Below are 17058 nucleotides of genomic sequence, written 5' to 3'. Positions count from 1 at the left end.
ATTATTTCTTATAATGTAATTGTCTAAATTAACAATTATTTCATATTTAGCTTCAATCTTTTGTGACTAGGGATAATTTTCTGATTTAAAAGTGCATAATAAATTAACCCTCAAGCATGTGCGGAAATCATTATTTTTAAATTTAAATTTGCAGTATGAATTTTTCTTCTAAACTATTGGAAAATGCGGTCAATGAATTTTCTGCTTTACCAGGAATTGGCCAGAAAACCGCTTTGCGTTTGGTTTTACATTTGTTAAATCAACCGGTTACTGAAGTAGAAAAATTTAGCAATGCCCTCACAACCTTAAAAAGAGACATTCGCTTTTGCGATCTTTGCTTTAATATTTCTGATCATTCTATTTGTCAGATTTGCAGCTCAACAAAACGTGACAAGTCGCTGGTTTGTGTAGTTGAAGATACGCGCGATGTGATGGCTATTGAGAATACGGGTACCTATCAGGGTATCTATCATGTTTTGGGTGGATTGATTTCGCCGATGGATGGTGTTGGACCATCAGATTTAACAATTGAAAAACTAGTAGAACGGGTAAAAAATGGCGATATTAAAGAGGTTATTCTTGCAATAAGTGCCACAATGGAAGGGGATACTACTATTTTCTATCTGTACAAAAAACTAAAGGATTCTGGCGTTCAAATTAGCACAATCGCTCGTGGTATTGCCTTTGGCGGTGAATTGGAATATGTGGATGAAATTACTTTGGGAAGATCCATAGCAACACGTGTTCCATATGAAAATTCTCTTACGAGGTAATTAGACCTTAGTTAAAAGTATGTTAATACAAACTAATCTTTATCAATGAATTTTAAAAATAAAACGGTTATAATTACGGGTGCCTCATCAGGAATAGGTAAGTCTTGTGCAGAGCAATTTGCTAAAAAAGGAGCTAATTTAGTGCTGGGTGCAAGGCAGTATGTAACACTTTGTGAGCTAGCTCAAGATCTTGAGAATCGTTATGGGATAAGGGCTATTGCGGTGCAGTGTGATGTTTCTATTGAAGCTGATTGTAAAGCTTTGATTGATCAGGCCAACAATTCATTCCAGCGTATTGATGTTCTTGTAAATAATGCAGGCATATCTATGAGGGCTTTGTTTAAGGATTTAGATTTGTTAGTCTTACGCAATTTAATGGATGTTAATTTTTGGGGTGCTGTTTATTGTACCAAATATGCATTGCCTGAATTGCTTAAAAATCAAGGCTCTGTTGTTGGGGTTTCTTCAATTGCTGGGTACCGCGGACTTCCAGGGAGGACCGGCTATTCGGCGTCCAAATTTGCATTGAATGGGTTCTTGGAGTCGTTAAGGGTCGAAAATCTAAAAACTGGCTTGCATGTAATGGTTGCTTCACCCGGTTTTACGGCGTCAAATATTAGAAATGTGGCACTTGCGAAGGATGGTACCTCACAAGGCGAAACTAGCATGGATGAAGCAAAGATGATGAGTTCAGATCAAGTGGCTGAAATTATTGTTAGGGGTGTTGAATTGCGTAAACGTTCTTTAATTATGACCGCTCAAGGTAAATTAACCGTTTTCCTGAATAAAGTTTTGCCCGCCTATTTAGATAGCTTAGTTTACAATCACTTTACCAAAGAAAAAGATCCTCTTATAAAATGAAAACCTACACACTAATTATGTTTTTTTTGCTCTCTGGAATTTCCCTAGCATTTGCAGGAATTGGTATTAAACGAGATATCTCATACCGAGGCCAAACGCTGAATGTTAGAAATCAGTTGGATGTTTATTATCCCAAGAATACGAAGACTCCTAAAGATGTTTTAGTCTTTATTCATGGTGGCTCTTGGGACAGCGGTAAAAAAGAAACGTATTGGTGGCTTGGTAAAAACTTGGCGCGCAAAAATGTAATCTCCGTCATCATTAATTATAGTTTAAGTCCCAAAGCCCAATACGAAGAAATGGCTTTTGATTGTTCAGAAGCAATAAAGTGGGTTAAAGATAGTATTGCTCAATTTGGTGGTAGTGCGGATAGGATTTTTGTGATGGGACACTCTGCAGGCGGCCACCTAGCGGCTTTAATTAATAATGATCCCCGGTTTTTTAAACAAGCAGGCATTTCTAATCCAATTCGTGCGGTTATTTTAAATGATGGCTTCGGAATGGATATGTTTGAGTACTTGAATGCGGCCAAGAAAAATAAACAAACAGAGAGTTTTATGAATACTTTTTCAAGAGATGCTAATCTATGGAAGACTGGTTCTCCGATATTTTATCTCGAAAACGTACAAAATCCATATTTAATTTTTGTTGGGGAAGATACCTATCCTGCAATTAAGCTACAGTCTGATCGCCTTTACAATCAACTCATCATTACAAATAAGAAAAGTGAGATTAACATCATTAAGCGGAAAAAGCATATTGGTATGATTTCACAAATGATCTTTAGTAGTAACAAGATGTATGATATGATTTTGAGCTTTATGGATCGAAATCGTTGATTAGGCAAATGATTTCTTTTAAGGATTTAATTCAGTTGATTTTTTATTCTAGACAACTATATTTTTTTAATCACTGTTAAGATAAATTTATGTTTAAAACTCCACTCGATCGTTTCCGATTTATTGCCTTTATTGAGGGATGTTCCTTTTTACTAATTGGGCTCACCATGATTTTAAAATATAGGTATGATATGCCAGGTCCCAATTATGTAGTTGGAATGGTACATGGTGTGCTATTTATAGTTTACGTTATATTATTGATGCAGGTAACTTATCTCTATAAATGGTCTTTTTGGAAATTTAGTCTAGGTTTTATTGCTTCATTAATTCCATTTGGCACGTTCTATGCCGATAAGAATTTATTCTCCAAGAATATTAGATAATCTCCTCAAAAACTTGAGTAGATTATCTAATTAAATCTTCTTTTGGATTTTCTTGATTGCTGCTTCAATTGATTTCTCAGGTTCAATAATATTATATTCGCCCCAAAATTCGACATCAGTAAAGTTCGATACCTTATCAATCATGATTACATTTCGTTTAAGAATCACACTTGGTTTTTTAGGGTCAATAAAACTTTCCCCAAAATTAGTAACAGCCAATTCGATAGTAGAATCATAATTGCTGTTAAAAAGTTTTTTAGTCCAATTCACCTTGAAGCTAATATCGCCACGTGAATAAGCGAAAAGCCATTTCCCATTTGATTCACGGTAGTTAATTTGATAACTTGCTATAGTTGGATATACCTCAGAGCCACTTGGCTTTTTCTGGGTGAAAAAGCTACTTGCTGCTTTTCTGTTCTCGACATTTAAATTAAAGGTGGCACTAATTACCGCTAAACTTTCCATATCAATATATAATTTGCCAAAATAAAGTGGCTCACTAATCTGTGGTTTTTGTTTAAAAGACAATACATACACCTTATCATCTCCAATTTGTGTGTTATTTTCTAAGGTAAAGTTGTAATATGTTAATGGATCATCCGTAAATATAATTTCTGGATACTTCATGATGTCTAAATGAATACAAGTATATGGGCCACCCTGTAACTTAAAACTTAAGGTATCTAACTTAGTATAATCGGTATATTTTCGGCCTTTAAACAATTGTATAATGTCTTCTGCACTATTGTTATAAGCCTGCTTCTCAATCTCAACTACTGATTCTGTTAGCGATAAATAGGTTTTTCGCTTTTTGATGGTTTCACGGTAAAAGCCAGTCATGAGGTTTTGATCTGTACCGTAATTTTGCTCAATTTTACTTAATACCTGCTTTAATAATTGCTCTGCATTGTTTGTAGATACAATTACTTCCCCTAGTGCAATGTTATATGGCTCTAATAAAATTGTATTATTTTCTGCTTTGAGCTCATTGAGCTTAATTATTTTATTTTTATAACCAATAAAACTAATTAATAAACGGCTTTCTATTTTATGATTTGGGACTTTCAGGGAAAAATCGCCCTCACTATTTGTAACCGTCGAAATATTGTCGCCAATCAAGGATAATGTAGCAAAGCTTAATCCACTTTTAGTACGGCTATCGCTAACTTTTCCCTTAAATTGCGAGAAATTAGTGGAGTCGTTTATTGGTGATTGATTACCAAATGTAAGGGCTGCTGCCGAAAGCGGGTTTGAAATTAAAAGGAATAGAGCTATAATCTTAATTTCTCTATTGAGCGATTTGATTATTGTTTTCATGATATTATTTTTAGCTTGAAATCGGTTAAAGCTTTAGAACAAATTGATACTACAAATTTACAGAGTGGGGGTCCGTAATTTTATCTATTTCATGTAAATTTCTGATATACAATTTACGAAAAAATATTCATTCCATAGTTTTAACCTTATACCGTCGATCCAACATAAATTTTTACATTCCTTTGTTTTTATTATCAAATCAATACATTTATAATTCAGATATTTGAGTGATTTATTTCTATCCTTATGTCTGAAATTAAAACAATGGATTCGCCTAAAAATAATCGCCAGGTAGTTATTTGGCTATTTATTGGTTTGGGCATGATTATGATCCAGGTTATTATAGGGGGTATTACTCGATTAACCGGATCAGGTTTATCCATCACAGAATGGAAACCTCTAATTGGTGCTTTTCCCCCAATGAATGAACAAGCCTGGCAGGAGGCTTTCAATAAATACAAGGAGATTGCCCAGTTTAAGCACCTTAATAGCCATTTTTCATTAGCGGATTTTAAATTTATTTTCTTTTGGGAATGGCTTCATCGGGATTGGGCGAGGCTCATGGGACTTGTATTTATTTTTCCGTTTATTTATTTTCTGATCAAAAAGAAAATCCAGAAAAATATGGTCACTCCTTTGATTGTATTATTTCTTTTGGGTGCTTTGCAGGGGGCTATTGGATGGATTATGGTTCAAAGTGGACTTAATGATCAAGATTTATATGTAAGTCACATTCGTTTAGCCGTTCACTTTATGTCGGCACTTATTTTATTGTGTTATGTGCTCTGGTTCGCCTTGAAATTGAGTATTGCTAAAAATCAAATACAATATGTTCCAACATTGAGAAAGATTAATTTGTGGTTATTGGCTATGTTATTTTTTCAATTAATTTATGGGGCATTCATGGCTGGTTTACATGCTGCCTTGGCTGCAAGAACTTGGCCCGACATTAATGGAAGGCTATGGCCAGTTGGAATGCTCACTGAGGGTGGATTTTTGTCAGATATCACCCATAACTTAATAACCGTGCAGTTTATACATCGTGGGTTAGCCTACCTTATTTGTATTCCCGTTTTAATGTGGCTCTGGAAATCTAGAGATTTAGCACAAAATACGCTATTGTCAAAATTCCGATTTATACCTATATTTTTAGTATTCATTCAAATACTTTTAGGAGTGCTGACGGTATTAAATACTACGGGACAAATTCCACTATCTTATGGTATTCTGCATCAGTTCGTGGGAATGTTATTTTTGCTTTCGGTGGTGTTTACCTTGTTTTTAAGTAGGGGCGAAGCGGCAAAGTAACCCTAGAAATCATCCTGTTTTTGCGATTATTGTAATAATTCATAAAACATTTGCAACTAATAAAATTTTATCCATATTTGCTTGAGTAATGAAAACAAAACAAATCTATACAATCTGGTGGTGGCAAGTGTCTAAACATTTGGCAATTACTTAGTTGTGTATTTTTTTTGTATAAAGAAATTTTACTAAGGGTTGCTCAGAGAGCAGCCCTTTTTTATTTTATAATATTTTGAAATTATTACTTGCATTAAATTGGATTATCAAAAGACAGAAAATAGGTCTTAATTTAACATGAGCATGAAAAAAATCTTAAATCATCTGTTTGAGCATAAAACATTTTCTAAGGAGGAATCGAAGGAGATTCTAACTAATATCACCCAAGGAATGTATAATCCTTCGCAGATGGCTGCATTTATGGCGGCTTTTTGTATGCGAAGCATAACTGTTGAAGAGCTCGAAGGCTTTAGAGATGGGATGCTAGACATTTGTGTTAAGCCTGATTTGAAGGACTACAATTTGATTGACCTCTGTGGCACGGGTGGTGATGGGAAGGATACATTTAATATATCCACTTTAGCTTCCTTTGTGGTATCAGGCGCCGGCTATAAGGTGTCAAAGCATGGTAATTATGGTGTTTCTTCGGGATGTGGCTCGTCAAATGTGATGGAATACCTTGGTTATACTTTTTCGAATGATACAGAGCATCTTAAGAAAACCTTAGATGAGGCTGGAATTTGTTTCCTTCACGCTCCATTATTTCATCCAGCTATGAAAACAGTAGCTCCAATTAGAAGAGAGTTAGGAGTGAAAACTTTTTTTAATATGTTAGGGCCTTTGGTAAATCCGGCGCGACCAAAACATCAAATGGTTGGGGTATTTAGTCTTGAATTGGCCCGTTTATACGCTTATCTATACCAAAAAGATCAAATAAAATATACCATTGTTCATGCTTTAGAGGGTTACGATGAGATTTCTTTGACTTGTGATTTTAAAACTTTTTCTAGCTCTGGAGAGCATATTCATTCGATTGCACAACTAGGATTTGAAAAAATTGATCCTAAAGCAATTGGTGGAGGAAGCACCGTTAAAGAATCTGCCGAAATTTTTAAGTCAGTATTAGAAGGGAATGGTACTAAAGAACAAAACAATGTTGTTGTTTGTAATGCAGCCGTAGCCATCCGAACTATTAGTCCCGAACAATCTTTTGCCGATTGTTTTTATGAAGCGGAAGAGGCACTGCAAAGTAAAAAAGCACTAAATAGTTTCAAGAAAATGCTATCATGAAGATAAAAGTATGTGGTATGCGAGATCCAGAAAATATAGTCCAGCTGGCTAAATTAAATCCTGATTATTTGGGCTTGATTTTTTATCGCCCATCTAAGCGCTTTGTTAGCAATCCCGATAAAGATGTGCTGAACTCTTTGCCTAAATCAATTAAGTTAGTAGGGGTATTTGTGGATGAAGAAATTGGAGAAGTGCTCAATAAGGTCAAGGAATATGATTTAAGTGCCGTACAGCTTCATGGTTCTGAGTCTCCAATATATTGTCAGCAATTGAAAAAGGAACTTTCAATCAGAATGTCTTTTAAAAAAATTGATTTGTTAAAGGCTTTCGGACTTTCTACAAGTTTTGATTTCGCAGTTCTCAAGCCTTTTGCTGATGCGGTAGATTATTTTTTGTTTGACACGAAAACTACAGAACATGGAGGTTCTGGACTTACCTTCGACTGGCAGATACTTAGAGCTTATACAGAAGAAAAACCCTTTTTTTTAAGCGGAGGGCTAGCTCCTGAAAATATAAAAGAGATTCATGACTTGGCTTTTGATCAATTATATGGCCTAGACTTAAATAGTAGGTTTGAATCTGCCCCTGGATTGAAAGATATTGAAAGTCTTCAATCTACATTTGAATTTATAAGAAAATAAAATGAACCTTTTTGGGTGAAAAAAATAAAAATATGAACAGAGAATTTATTGAAAGTTCCTTTAAATGGGGCGTAAATCCCAAAGGCTATTTTGGCGATTTTGGTGGCGCATATATTCCTGAAATGTTATATCCAAATGTGGAGCACCTGCGCCAGCAATATTTGGATATTATCTATGAACCTGCCTTTCAGGAAGAGTTTCACCAATTACTAAAGGATTATGTAGGCAGGCCTTCCCCATTATTTCATGCAGAACGATTATCTGCTAGATATGGTACTACAATTTATCTTAAGCGTGAGGACCTTAATCATACTGGTGCACATAAAATTAATAATACTGTTGGTCAAATTTTACTAGCTGCGCGCCTTGGTAAGAAGCGAATTATTGCAGAGACGGGTGCAGGACAACATGGTGTTGCAACGGCTACAGTATGTGCTTTAAAGGGTCTGGAATGCATTATTTATATGGGGGAGGTTGATATTGAACGCCAAGCACCCAATGTGGCAAGAATGAAAATGATGGGAGCAAAGGTTGTTCCAGCCATTTCTGGGAGTAAAACCTTGAAAGATGCAACAAATGAAGCTATGCGCGACTGGATTAATAATCCCACAGACACGCATTACATCATTGGCTCTGTGGTGGGGCCTCATCCATATCCAGATATGGTCGCAAGGTTTCAATCGATTATCTCGGAAGAGACTAAAAAGCAGCTTCTTGAAAAGACAGGCTCTGAAAACCCGGACATTGTAATGGCTTGTGTTGGTGGTGGAAGTAATGCCATGGGGATGTTTTATCATTTTTTGGATGAGGAAAATGTGAAACTTATTGCCGTAGAAGCTGCAGGATTAGGTGTGAATAGCGGTGAATCTGCTGCGACTACAAGCTTGGGTAAGGAAGGAGTTTTACATGGGAGTCGCTCTCTTTTAATGCAAAGTGAAGATGGTCAGGTAATTGAGCCCTATTCTATCTCCGCCGGACTAGATTATCCTGGTATTGGTCCGCAGCATGCTCATTTATTCAAACAGCATCGTGCAGAGTATGTAAGCATTACTGATGATGAAGCGATGCAAGCAGGTAGATTATGCTCCGAATTAGAGGGAATTATTCCGGCAATTGAAACAGCACATGCCCTGGCACATCTCGAAAAAATGGTGTTTACAGGTAAAGAATCTGTGGTGATTTGTTTATCGGGTCGCGGCGATAAAGACCTTGATACTTATATGAAATACTTTAAACTTTAATATTAAATTGTTAATAATCAATACTTTAGAATTGATAATACTATAAAATGAACAGACTCAACGAATTATTTCAAAATAAAAAAGACTCTCTTTTATCTATTTATTTTACTGCAGGTTACCCAAATTTAACGAGCACTTTAGATATTGCTGAAGCAATTGAAAAGGCTGGTGCCGATTTCATAGAAATTGGTTTCCCATATTCCGACCCTTTAGCTGATGGCCCTGTTATACAAAATAGCTCTTTAAAAGCACTTCAAAATGGAATGAATCTAAAGATTCTTTTTGAGCAACTCAAAGAACTCCGTCAGCGTGTTTCTATACCCGTATTGTTAATGGGATATGTAAATCCTGTTTTGCAATATGGAGTTAAGAGTTTTTGTGAATCTTGTGCCGCAGTAGGAGTAGATGGAGTGATTGTTCCAGATCTTCCTATGGTTGAATATGAGGAGTTTTATAAGGATAACTTTATAAATAATAATATCAGCAATATTTTTCTGGTTACCCCTCATACTTCAGAGGAACGTATTCGTAAAATAGATGAATTAAGTAATGGATTTATCTATTTGCTTTCATCTTCTTCTACAACCGGAAAAAATCTTACTGTTTCAAATGAAGCAGATGCCTATTTCTCCAGAATTCGAGCAATGAATCTTAAAAATCCTACGATGATTGGATTTGGTATTTCAGATCAAAAAAGCTTTAATAAAGCCGCTGAATTTACTCGTGGAGCAATTGTTGGAAGTGCCTTTGTTAAATTTTTAGATACAGAAAATGCATTGCAGCGAATTCCTGAATTTATAAAATCAATACGTCCCTAAACTTCCTTTAACTTTTTTTGGTCTCTTTATTATTTAGCGAATTTAGAAAAACATAACCTGCAATTCCCGAGAGCATGGATGCAATTAGAATTGCGAATTTAGCTTCTACCTTATAATCAGGATTGCTGAACGATAATAATGCAATAAAAATTGACATGGTGAAGCCAATTCCGGCAAGTAAACTGAGACCGAAAATGTGTTTCCAGTTGGCTCTATTTGGCAATTTTGCGAATCCTAATTTTACAGACAACCAAGAGAATAGAGTAACTCCAATTGGTTTCCCCAAAGCTAATCCGAAAATTATTCCAAGGCCTAGCGGACTATTCAAGCCTTCGATCATTTTGTTTTCAAACTGAATATTTGTATTAGCCAATGCAAAAATTGGCATGATAAGGAAGTTTACTGGCCAAATTATGATGTGCTCTAATTTCTCTAGAGGCGAAGTATCTTTTACCGGATTCGTTGGAATTGTAAAGGCCAATAAAACACCCGCAATGGTAGCATGGATGCCTGAATGGTGGATAAAATACCATAAAAATATACCTGGAATGATGTAGAAGAATAGTTTTTTTACACCAAATCGGTTCATGGTAATCAATAAAGCTAAGATCCCAGCAGAATATAAAAGCTGTATCCAGTGTAGTTCTTCGGTATAAAAAATGGCAATAACTAAAATGGCGCCAAGATCATCTGCTATGGCTAGTGCAGCTAGAAATATTTTTAAAGATGCCGGAACACGTTTTCCTAATAGTGATATTACTCCCAATGCAAAGGCAATGTCAGTAGCCATTGGAATACCCCATCCGTGTACCGTTGGGGTGCCTGCATTAAATAAAGCGTAAACACTTGCAGGTAGAAGCATTCCGCCAATTGCAGCAAAAATTGGCATGGCGGCCTTTTTAGGGCTTGATAATTCACCCTCAATAATTTCTCTTTTAATTTCTAATCCCACTAAAAGGAAAAATATTGCCATTAGGCCATCATTTATCCAAAGTGATATGGAATAGTTTAACTGGACATTTTGGTTACTGAATCCAATCTGGGTATTTAGAAAAGTCTCAAATGCTTCTCCTAAATTAGAGTTTGCGATTGTTAAAGAAATAATGACGCAAAAGATAAGAATGATACCGCCAATTTGTTCGGATCTAAGGAAATCTCTAAAGGGTTTTAAGTTTATTTCTTTTACCATAATGACCAAAATACAAAAATAATTTAGACGAGGGGTTTTTGAATATTGGATATTAATTTTTGATTCTTCAAAATTGTTGTATTCCGCATATTCCTTTTTTAAATTAAAATTTGTTACAAGTATTGGCTTAAATCGCCTTTCCCTTGACGTATAATTTCAAAATCTCCCATACTGCAATCCACAATTGTAGAAGGCTGATTATCCCCATAGCCGCCATCAATTACTAAGTCGACAAGGTTTTCGTATTTTTCATGAATCAACTCAGGGTCAGTTGAATATTCAATAATTTCATCCTCATCATGAATGGAAGTAGAGATTATTGGGTTTCCTAATAATTGAACAATTGAGCGCGCAATAGAATTGTCTGGAACCCGTATTCCCACTGTTTTTTTATTGGAGCTTAACAGTTTCGGGACATTTTTACTCGCATTGAAAATAAATGTAAATGCGCCGGGAAGTGCTTTTTTTAAAATTCTATAGGTCTCATTATCAATAGGTTTTGTATAATCGGAGATATGTCTAAGGTCATAGCAAATAAATGAAAAATTCGCTTTTTCAGGTTTTATACCCTTTATTTTGCAGATACGCTCAATGGCTTTGGGGTTTGTAATGTCGCAGCCCATGCCATAAACTGTATCGGTAGGATAGATTATTATTCCACCTTTTTTCAGTACATCAACAACTTGTTGGATTGCCTTTTCGTTGGGGTTTTCTGGGTAGATTTTAATGAGCATAATAGTTATTTTAAATAAATCTCAAAACAAATGCTTACAAAATCACACCTAGTGAAAAACTAGATTTAACCAGTCTAATGATTAAAATTCAGCATTTTTTGGAGTTCTTGGAAAGGGTATCACATCTCTGATATTGGTCATTCCTGTAACGAAAAGCACCAAACGTTCAAATCCTAAGCCAAATCCGGCATGCGGGGCCGATCCAAAACGTCGTGTATCTAAGTACCATGACATCTCTTCTGTTGGAATGTGCATTTCTGCCATTCGCTGCTCCAATTTCTCTAATCGTTCCTCGCGTTGAGATCCGCCAACAATTTCACCAATGCCCGGGAACAGAATATCCATTGCACGTACAGTGGTCCTTCCTTCGGCATCAGGCTCATTCATTCGCATGTAAAACGATTTGATATCGGCAGGGTAATCTGTTAATATAACAGGTTTTTGGAAGTGCTTTTCTACCAAATAACGCTCGTGCTCCGATTGTAAATCTGAGCCCCATCCTTCAATTAAATATTTGAATTGTTTCTTTTGATTTGGCTTCGAATTTCTAAGGATTGATACTGCTTCAGTATAAGTAATTCTTTCAAAATCATTATCCAAGCAGAAATTTAACTTAGTCAATAGGTCATACTCAGACCGATCTGCCTGCGGTTTTTGCTTATCTTCTTCTAAGAGTCTATTTTTCAAAAACTCGAGTTCATCAGCACAATTTTCTATTGCATAGCGAATTACATATTTTAGCAATTCTTCAGCCAAATCCATATTGTCTGTCAGATCATAAAAAGCCATCTCAGGCTCAATCATCCAAAATTCGGCTAAATGACGGGTTGTATTTGAGTTTTCTGCCCTAAATGTCGGTCCGAAGGTGTAAATATCGCCAAAGGCCATTGCAGCTAATTCGCCTTCCAACTGACCAGACACTGTTAAATTGGTTGCTTTTCCGAAGAAATCTTCCTTGTAATTTACTGATCCATCTTCATTTCTTGGAATATGATCTGGATCGAAGGTAGAAACACGAAACATTTCACCAGCACCCTCTGCATCAGAAGCGGTAATAATTGGCGTATGCATGTAAACAAATCCCTTATCGTTAAAAAATTTATGTACAGCAAAGGCCAATGCATGTCTGATTTTGAAAACGGCATTAAAGGTATTGGTACGAAATCTTAAATGAGCAATTTCACGTAAAAATTCAAGGCTATGCTTTTTAGGTTGTAATGGGAATTTCTCCGCATCGCTATCACCGAGTATTTCAATTGTATTTACTTTAATTTCAATTTTCTGGCCTTTCCCTAAAGATTCAACTAATTCTCCTTGGATCGATACAGCTGCTCCTGTAGTAATTCTTTTTAAGAGACTTTCAGCTACAGTATTAAAATCTACAACTGCCTGAATATTATTTATTGTTGAGCCATCATTTAAAGCAATAAATTGATTATTTCTAAATGTTCTAACCCATCCCATTACGGAAACCTGTTTCCCGAAATCATTAGAAATTAATAAATCTTTAATTTTTGTACGCTTAGCCATCTTTTTTGTCTGAATTGCAAAAATACAAATCGTTCTGTTAACCACAAGCTTAAGCTTATATCTTCAGAATTATTATTTGCATTTGGTGAGGTTACTTGTAACAGTTTCGGTATCAAAGAAGCCCTGTTTATTGCCAAAACTATTCGTTATGTAAACAATTACTTGTGCAATGTCTATGTCGGCTAAAGTTTCATTTCCCGGCATAATCCCATCGTAGGATATATTATTTATTGTTATTTCACCTTGCTGACCATTTTTTATTAAGCAGGCCAACTGGCTTCTATTTAATCGTAAATAGGTCGTATCGGTTAAGGGTGGATACAAAGTGCCGAGTCCTTTTCCATCGGCACCATGACAGCTTTGGCAATTCTTCTCATAAATGCTTTTGCCATTAACATAGTAGCGTTTATAGTTTATGCTCGTTTCATTTTGGCAGGATTGGATAATAGTGGCTAAAGCCAGAATTGAAAAAACGAGGTAAACAAGCTTATTTTGCATCTCCAAACTCTTCCTTCAGCAAAATATCCATATCGAGCATCAATTGTTTAACCTGATCTTCTTTCGTGCCATCATAAGCACCTCTAATCTGCTTTTTAGTGTCAACAAGTATAAACCAACCTTGGTGCACTAGCCCTTGGGGGTCAGTATTATCTTCATAGGCAGCAACTAAATAGCTTTTTGCAGCAATATTGAAAATGGAATCACGGCTGCCGTGCACAAACTCCCACTGATTTCCTTCAATACCCAATTTAGTAGCATATTTTTTCAATCTCGATGGTAGATCGTATTTGATATCAATGGTATGAGATAGGAATTTAACTTTTTGATCGCCTTTGTATTTATTATATACGTTGAGCATGTTGCGGTGCATTATCGGACAAATAGTATTACAAGATGTGAAGAAAAAATCAGTGACATAAATTTTATTGTCAAAGTCTTTATCACTTATAAGTATGCTATCCTGATTGAAATAAGTAAAGGGGGGAATCGTTTGGTAAAGGGTATCAATTATAACTTTTCCATTCACTGTTTTTTCAATTGGCTCACGTTCCCCTAAAATGGGAAGTTTTTTTAGGGATGTATCTGAACAAGAATTAAAAAACAAGCTCAAAAGAACAAAAAACAGTACTTTTTTCATGTCACAAATATAATCGTTTTTTTATGTAGATCATGTAAAATCCGCGTTTTTCACTCTTTTAGCTCAATAAGCTCAGGGAGTTTAAACAGCTAAATCTTTCATGATATGATTGATTTTTTCATCTAGTAATTTATCCTTCACACTAAACTCATTCTTATTTGGAAGTTCAGTTTTTACGCTGCAATAAAATTTAATTTTTGGTTCAGTGCCCGATGGCCTTGCCGAAATAATGCTGCCATCAGCAGTAATAAACTGTAAAACATCGGATTTTGGATAGTCTAGATTTTTTTCAGAACCTGTGATCAGGTCGGTTTCTGTTCCTAATTCATAATCCTTCAAGCTTACCACCTTTGAACCACCAAGGGATGACGGCGTATTGGTTCTAAAGCGTTCCATAAGGGCCTTAATTTCTTCTGCACCCGTCTTGCCTTTTTTAGTTATTGAAACTAATTTTTCCTTATAAAAGCCATATTCTTGATACATATCAAGCATTGCCTCGTACAAACTGCTGCCTTGATCCTTGTAAAAGGCAGTCATTTCGGCGATAAAAGCACACGATATTACAGCATCCTTATCTCTTACAAGATCACCAACCAGATATCCATAGCTTTCTTCTCCTCCGGCAATAAAGGTTTTTTTGCCATCTAACTCAGTAATTAATGCGCCTATCCACTTAAATCCGGTTAAGGTTTCATAAAAACTTACTTTCTTCGCTTTGGCAATATCTTCAACCAATTTAGTAGTTACCACCGTTGAAACCACATATTCATTGCCTGTTAGCTTACCTTTTTGTTCCCAGGCCGTCAATAAATAGTTAATTAATAAGCTACCGGTTTGGTTTCCATTGAGTAAAATAAACTCACCTTCTTTGTTTTTAACCGCAATTCCTACACGGTCGGCATCCGGGTCAGTAGCTAAAACTAGGTCTGCGTCAATTTCTTTTGCTTTTGCTAATGCCAGCGTTAAGGCTTCTTTTTCTTCTGGATTTGGATAAATAACGGTAGGGAAATTTCCATCAGGTGTGGATTGCTCTTCTACTAGGTGTACATTTGTAAAACCAAAGTGTTTTAAAGCAGCCGGGACTAGCGTAATACCCGTTCCATGGATAGGAGAATATACTATTTTTAAGTCCTTCTGCCGCGATATAGCATCTTGCGAAACAGAAAGCTCTTTTATTTTTTCTAAGTATAATTGGTCTAATTTTTCGTCAATTAGTTCAATATTAGCGTCAATACGAGCAAATTTCACTAAATCTACTGTGCTAATTTTCGAAACTTCGTCCATAACCAGTTGATCGTCTGGGGAAGTAAATTGTCCCCCATCATTTCCATAAGCCTTATATCCATTGTATTCTTTCGGGTTATGGGAAGCCGTAATCATTACACCACTCTTGCAACCTAAGTGCCTGATAGCGAATGATAGTTCGGGGGTTGGCCTTAGCTCTTTAAAAAAATATACCTTGATTCCATTTGCAGAAAATACGTCGGCGGTAATTTTAGCGAAATAGTCGGAGTTATTTCTGCTATCATGCGCAATGGCAACACTGATTTTCTCTTCAGGATATTTTTTTAGTAGGAAATTGCTCAGCCCTTGAGTTGCAGAACCAATGGTGTACTTATTTATTCGGTTAGTACCAGGCCCCATCGTGCCTCGTAAACCTCCAGTACCAAACTCAAGATCTCTATAAAAAGAATCAGTAAGCTCAGATGTGGAGCCCGAATCTATTAAAGATTTAATTTTATTTTTCGTCTCTAAATCATAGTTTCCATTAAGCCAAACATTGATTTTATCTAAAATTGAGGTTTCCAATTCTTGCATATCGCTAATTTTATATCTGTATTCTAATTTGATCGAAAATGATCATGGTTAAACACACCAAATTTAATTTTGTTTGGTGTGAAAAATAGAATGGTTTTTTCTATTTTTAACAACTCATTCCACAAGTATAAAAATCATTTGTGGCAATTTAAAATTCTAGATTAAATGAAGGTATTAAAGTTTGGAGGAACGTCGGTTGGGAGTCCCGATCGGATGAAGAATTTATTGGATATTATTAAGCCTAAAAACAAACAGATTGTTGTTCTTTCTGCCGTTTCAGGCACTACTAATAGTCTTTTGGAGATTTCGCAGGCTTATCTTACTGGAGATAAAGGGAAGGCATCCGACTTAATTTCTGTGCTAAAGGGGAAGTATGAACTATTCATAAAAGAACTTTTTTCTACCGACGAGGGTTTAGAGAATGGGAAGAATTTAATTGACTACCATTTTCATTTATTATCATCTTTTGCGAATGAGCTCTTCACGTCTATAGAAGAAAAAGTTATTCTAGCTCAGGGCGAACTTATTTCGACTACGCTTTATCACATATATTTAACACAAATAGGCGTTAAATCGGTGCTTTTACCGGCACTCAATTTCATGAAAATTGATGAGGATAATGAGCCTGTCATCCCTTTTATTTCGGAACATATAAAGTCTTTGCTCGATCAAAATCCTGACGATATTCTGTTCATTACGCAAGGCTATATTTGCCGTAATTCTTTTGGTGAGATAGATAATTTACGCCGCGGCGGAAGTGACTATACTGCTTCTTTAATTGGTGCTGCAATTGCTGCTGAAGAAGTTCAAATATGGACGGATATCGACGGGATGCATAATAATGATCCAAGAATTGTTAAAGGAACGAAGCCAATTGCTATTTTATCTTTTGATGAGGCTGCCGAGCTTGCTTATTTTGGGGCTAAGATTCTTCACCCACAGAGCGTTTTTCCTGCACAAAAATATAAAGTTCCAGTTCGTTTACTCAATACCATGGAGCCTGATGCCCCTGGAACTCTAATTACCAATGAAAGTGAACGTGGGAAGATTAAATCTATTGCCGCAAAAGACGGCATTACTGCCATTAAAATCCAGTCAAGCAGAATGCTTCTGGCTTATGGCTTTTTGAGAAGAGTTTTTGAGGTTTTTGAGCGCTATAAAACACCAATTGACATGATTACGAC

The 17058-nt window shown here is 35.9% G+C and carries 17 protein-coding genes; 10 read left to right on the top strand and 7 right to left on the bottom strand.

Annotated features, from left to right (window positions below; all coding sequences use genetic code 11):
- Positions 1 to 155 precede the first annotated feature (155 nt).
- The 4 genes from recR (at position 156) to ACILQF_RS00635 (ending at position 2856) form a co-directional block, all read left to right on the top strand.
- Positions 156 to 773 carry a recombination mediator RecR gene (gene recR, locus ACILQF_RS00650; RefSeq protein ID WP_395625482.1) on the top strand — a complete coding sequence of 206 codons (618 nt, stop codon included), beginning with the start codon at positions 156 to 158 and terminating at the stop codon, positions 771 to 773.
- 45 nt (positions 774 to 818) lie between these two features.
- Complete coding sequence (locus ACILQF_RS00645; protein ID WP_395625481.1) at positions 819 to 1634, top strand: SDR family oxidoreductase; 816 nt, start codon at positions 819 to 821, stop codon at positions 1632 to 1634.
- Complete coding sequence (locus ACILQF_RS00640; protein WP_395625480.1) at positions 1631 to 2473, top strand: alpha/beta hydrolase fold domain-containing protein; 843 nt, start codon at positions 1631 to 1633, stop codon at positions 2471 to 2473. The genes ACILQF_RS00645 and ACILQF_RS00640 overlap by 4 nt, the downstream gene beginning before the upstream one ends.
- Before the next feature lie 89 nt (positions 2474 to 2562).
- Positions 2563 to 2856: a DUF3817 domain-containing protein gene (locus tag ACILQF_RS00635; protein ID WP_395625479.1), complete on the top strand. Its 294-nt coding sequence runs from the start codon at positions 2563 to 2565 to the stop codon at positions 2854 to 2856.
- Between the two features lie 30 nt (positions 2857 to 2886).
- On the opposite strand, the gene ACILQF_RS00630 is transcribed toward ACILQF_RS00635, so the two are convergent.
- Positions 2887 to 4173, bottom strand: coding sequence for a carboxypeptidase-like regulatory domain-containing protein (locus ACILQF_RS00630; protein ID WP_395625478.1), 1287 nt, complete (start codon positions 4171 to 4173; stop codon positions 2887 to 2889).
- A 246-nt stretch (positions 4174 to 4419) separates the two neighbouring features.
- Here ACILQF_RS00630 and ACILQF_RS00625 point away from each other — a divergent pair, with 246 nt between their 5' ends.
- The 5 genes from ACILQF_RS00625 to trpA all read left to right on the top strand — a co-directional run bounded on the left by ACILQF_RS00625 (position 4420) and on the right by trpA (position 9465).
- Positions 4420 to 5481, top strand: a complete 1062-nt coding sequence (locus tag ACILQF_RS00625; protein WP_395625477.1) for a COX15/CtaA family protein — start codon at positions 4420 to 4422, stop codon at positions 5479 to 5481.
- 297 nt (positions 5482 to 5778) lie between these two features.
- Positions 5779 to 6765, top strand: coding sequence for an anthranilate phosphoribosyltransferase (trpD, locus tag ACILQF_RS00620; RefSeq protein WP_395625476.1), 987 nt, complete (start codon positions 5779 to 5781; stop codon positions 6763 to 6765).
- On the top strand, positions 6762 to 7406 hold the full coding sequence (locus ACILQF_RS00615) for a phosphoribosylanthranilate isomerase (RefSeq protein WP_395625475.1): 645 nt from the start codon (positions 6762 to 6764) through the stop codon (positions 7404 to 7406). Before trpD ends, ACILQF_RS00615 begins: the two co-directional genes overlap by 4 nt.
- A gap of 32 nt (positions 7407 to 7438) precedes the next feature.
- Positions 7439 to 8647 carry a tryptophan synthase subunit beta gene (gene trpB, locus ACILQF_RS00610; RefSeq protein ID WP_395625474.1) on the top strand — a complete coding sequence of 403 codons (1209 nt, stop codon included), beginning with the start codon at positions 7439 to 7441 and terminating at the stop codon, positions 8645 to 8647.
- 47 nt (positions 8648 to 8694) lie between these two features.
- A complete protein-coding gene (gene trpA / locus ACILQF_RS00605; protein WP_395625473.1) occupies positions 8695 to 9465 on the top strand; it encodes a tryptophan synthase subunit alpha in 771 nt (256 codons plus the stop codon).
- Positions 9466 to 9472: 7 nt separating this feature from the next.
- Here the strand turns inward: trpA and nhaA are convergent, their stop codons facing one another.
- The 6 genes from nhaA to ACILQF_RS00575 all read right to left on the bottom strand — a co-directional run bounded on the left by nhaA (position 9473) and on the right by ACILQF_RS00575 (position 15874).
- Positions 9473 to 10654 (bottom strand): Na+/H+ antiporter NhaA, encoded by a 1182-nt coding sequence (gene nhaA, locus ACILQF_RS00600; RefSeq protein WP_395625472.1) that lies wholly within the window; start codon positions 10652 to 10654, stop codon positions 9473 to 9475.
- Positions 10655 to 10767: 113 nt separating this feature from the next.
- Positions 10768 to 11388, bottom strand: coding sequence for an L-threonylcarbamoyladenylate synthase (locus ACILQF_RS00595; RefSeq protein WP_395625471.1), 621 nt, complete (start codon positions 11386 to 11388; stop codon positions 10768 to 10770).
- Between the two features lie 81 nt (positions 11389 to 11469).
- Positions 11470 to 12918: an asparagine--tRNA ligase gene (asnS, locus tag ACILQF_RS00590; RefSeq protein ID WP_395625470.1), complete on the bottom strand. Its 1449-nt coding sequence runs from the start codon at positions 12916 to 12918 to the stop codon at positions 11470 to 11472.
- Positions 12919 to 12990: 72 nt separating this feature from the next.
- Complete coding sequence (locus ACILQF_RS00585; protein WP_395625469.1) at positions 12991 to 13416, bottom strand: c-type cytochrome; 426 nt, start codon at positions 13414 to 13416, stop codon at positions 12991 to 12993.
- Complete coding sequence (locus ACILQF_RS00580) at positions 13406 to 14056, bottom strand: SCO family protein (protein WP_395625468.1); 651 nt, start codon at positions 14054 to 14056, stop codon at positions 13406 to 13408. The genes ACILQF_RS00585 and ACILQF_RS00580 overlap by 11 nt, the downstream gene beginning before the upstream one ends.
- An 81-nt stretch (positions 14057 to 14137) precedes the next feature.
- Entirely contained in the window at positions 14138 to 15874 is a 1737-nt protein-coding gene (locus ACILQF_RS00575; RefSeq protein WP_395625467.1) for a phospho-sugar mutase, read from the bottom strand.
- Positions 15875 to 16039: 165 nt separating this feature from the next.
- Between ACILQF_RS00575 and ACILQF_RS00570 the strand changes: the two genes are divergently transcribed.
- Positions 16040 to 17058, top strand: a 1019-nt coding sequence (locus tag ACILQF_RS00570; RefSeq protein WP_395625466.1) for an aspartate kinase, incomplete at its 3' end; no start/stop codon positions are given.

It is taken from the genome of Daejeonella sp. (assembly GCF_044232565.1).
In the GTDB taxonomy this organism is placed as follows: Bacteria; Bacteroidota; Bacteroidia; order Sphingobacteriales; family Sphingobacteriaceae; genus Daejeonella.
This window is presented reverse-complemented; position numbering and strand designations above follow the sequence as displayed.

Excerpts from the sequence above, each read along its gene's own strand:
- ACILQF_RS00595 (WP_395625471.1), bottom strand. The coding sequence starts at position 11,388 with ATGCTCATTAAAATCTACCCAGAAAACCCCAACGAAAAGGCAATCCAA.
- trpB (WP_395625474.1), top strand. The coding sequence starts at position 7,439 with ATGAACAGAGAATTTATTGAAAGTTCCTTTAAATGGGGCGTAAATCCC.
- ACILQF_RS00580 (WP_395625468.1), bottom strand. The coding sequence starts at position 14,056 with ATGAAAAAAGTACTGTTTTTTGTTCTTTTGAGCTTGTTTTTTAATTCT.
- nhaA (WP_395625472.1), bottom strand. The coding sequence starts at position 10,654 with ATGGTAAAAGAAATAAACTTAAAACCCTTTAGAGATTTCCTTAGATCC.
- trpD (WP_395625476.1), top strand. The coding sequence starts at position 5,779 with ATGAAAAAAATCTTAAATCATCTGTTTGAGCATAAAACATTTTCTAAG.
- ACILQF_RS00625 (WP_395625477.1), top strand. The coding sequence starts at position 4,420 with ATGTCTGAAATTAAAACAATGGATTCGCCTAAAAATAATCGCCAGGTA.
- recR (WP_395625482.1), top strand. The coding sequence starts at position 156 with ATGAATTTTTCTTCTAAACTATTGGAAAATGCGGTCAATGAATTTTCT.
- trpA (WP_395625473.1), top strand. The coding sequence starts at position 8,695 with ATGAACAGACTCAACGAATTATTTCAAAATAAAAAAGACTCTCTTTTA.
- ACILQF_RS00575 (WP_395625467.1), bottom strand. The coding sequence starts at position 15,874 with ATGCAAGAATTGGAAACCTCAATTTTAGATAAAATCAATGTTTGGCTT.
- ACILQF_RS00645 (WP_395625481.1), top strand. The coding sequence starts at position 819 with ATGAATTTTAAAAATAAAACGGTTATAATTACGGGTGCCTCATCAGGA.
- ACILQF_RS00615 (WP_395625475.1), top strand. The coding sequence starts at position 6,762 with ATGAAGATAAAAGTATGTGGTATGCGAGATCCAGAAAATATAGTCCAG.
- ACILQF_RS00630 (WP_395625478.1), bottom strand. The coding sequence starts at position 4,173 with ATGAAAACAATAATCAAATCGCTCAATAGAGAAATTAAGATTATAGCT.
- asnS (WP_395625470.1), bottom strand. The coding sequence starts at position 12,918 with ATGGCTAAGCGTACAAAAATTAAAGATTTATTAATTTCTAATGATTTC.
- ACILQF_RS00640 (WP_395625480.1), top strand. The coding sequence starts at position 1,631 with ATGAAAACCTACACACTAATTATGTTTTTTTTGCTCTCTGGAATTTCC.
- ACILQF_RS00635 (WP_395625479.1), top strand. The coding sequence starts at position 2,563 with ATGTTTAAAACTCCACTCGATCGTTTCCGATTTATTGCCTTTATTGAG.
- ACILQF_RS00585 (WP_395625469.1), bottom strand. The coding sequence starts at position 13,416 with ATGCAAAATAAGCTTGTTTACCTCGTTTTTTCAATTCTGGCTTTAGCC.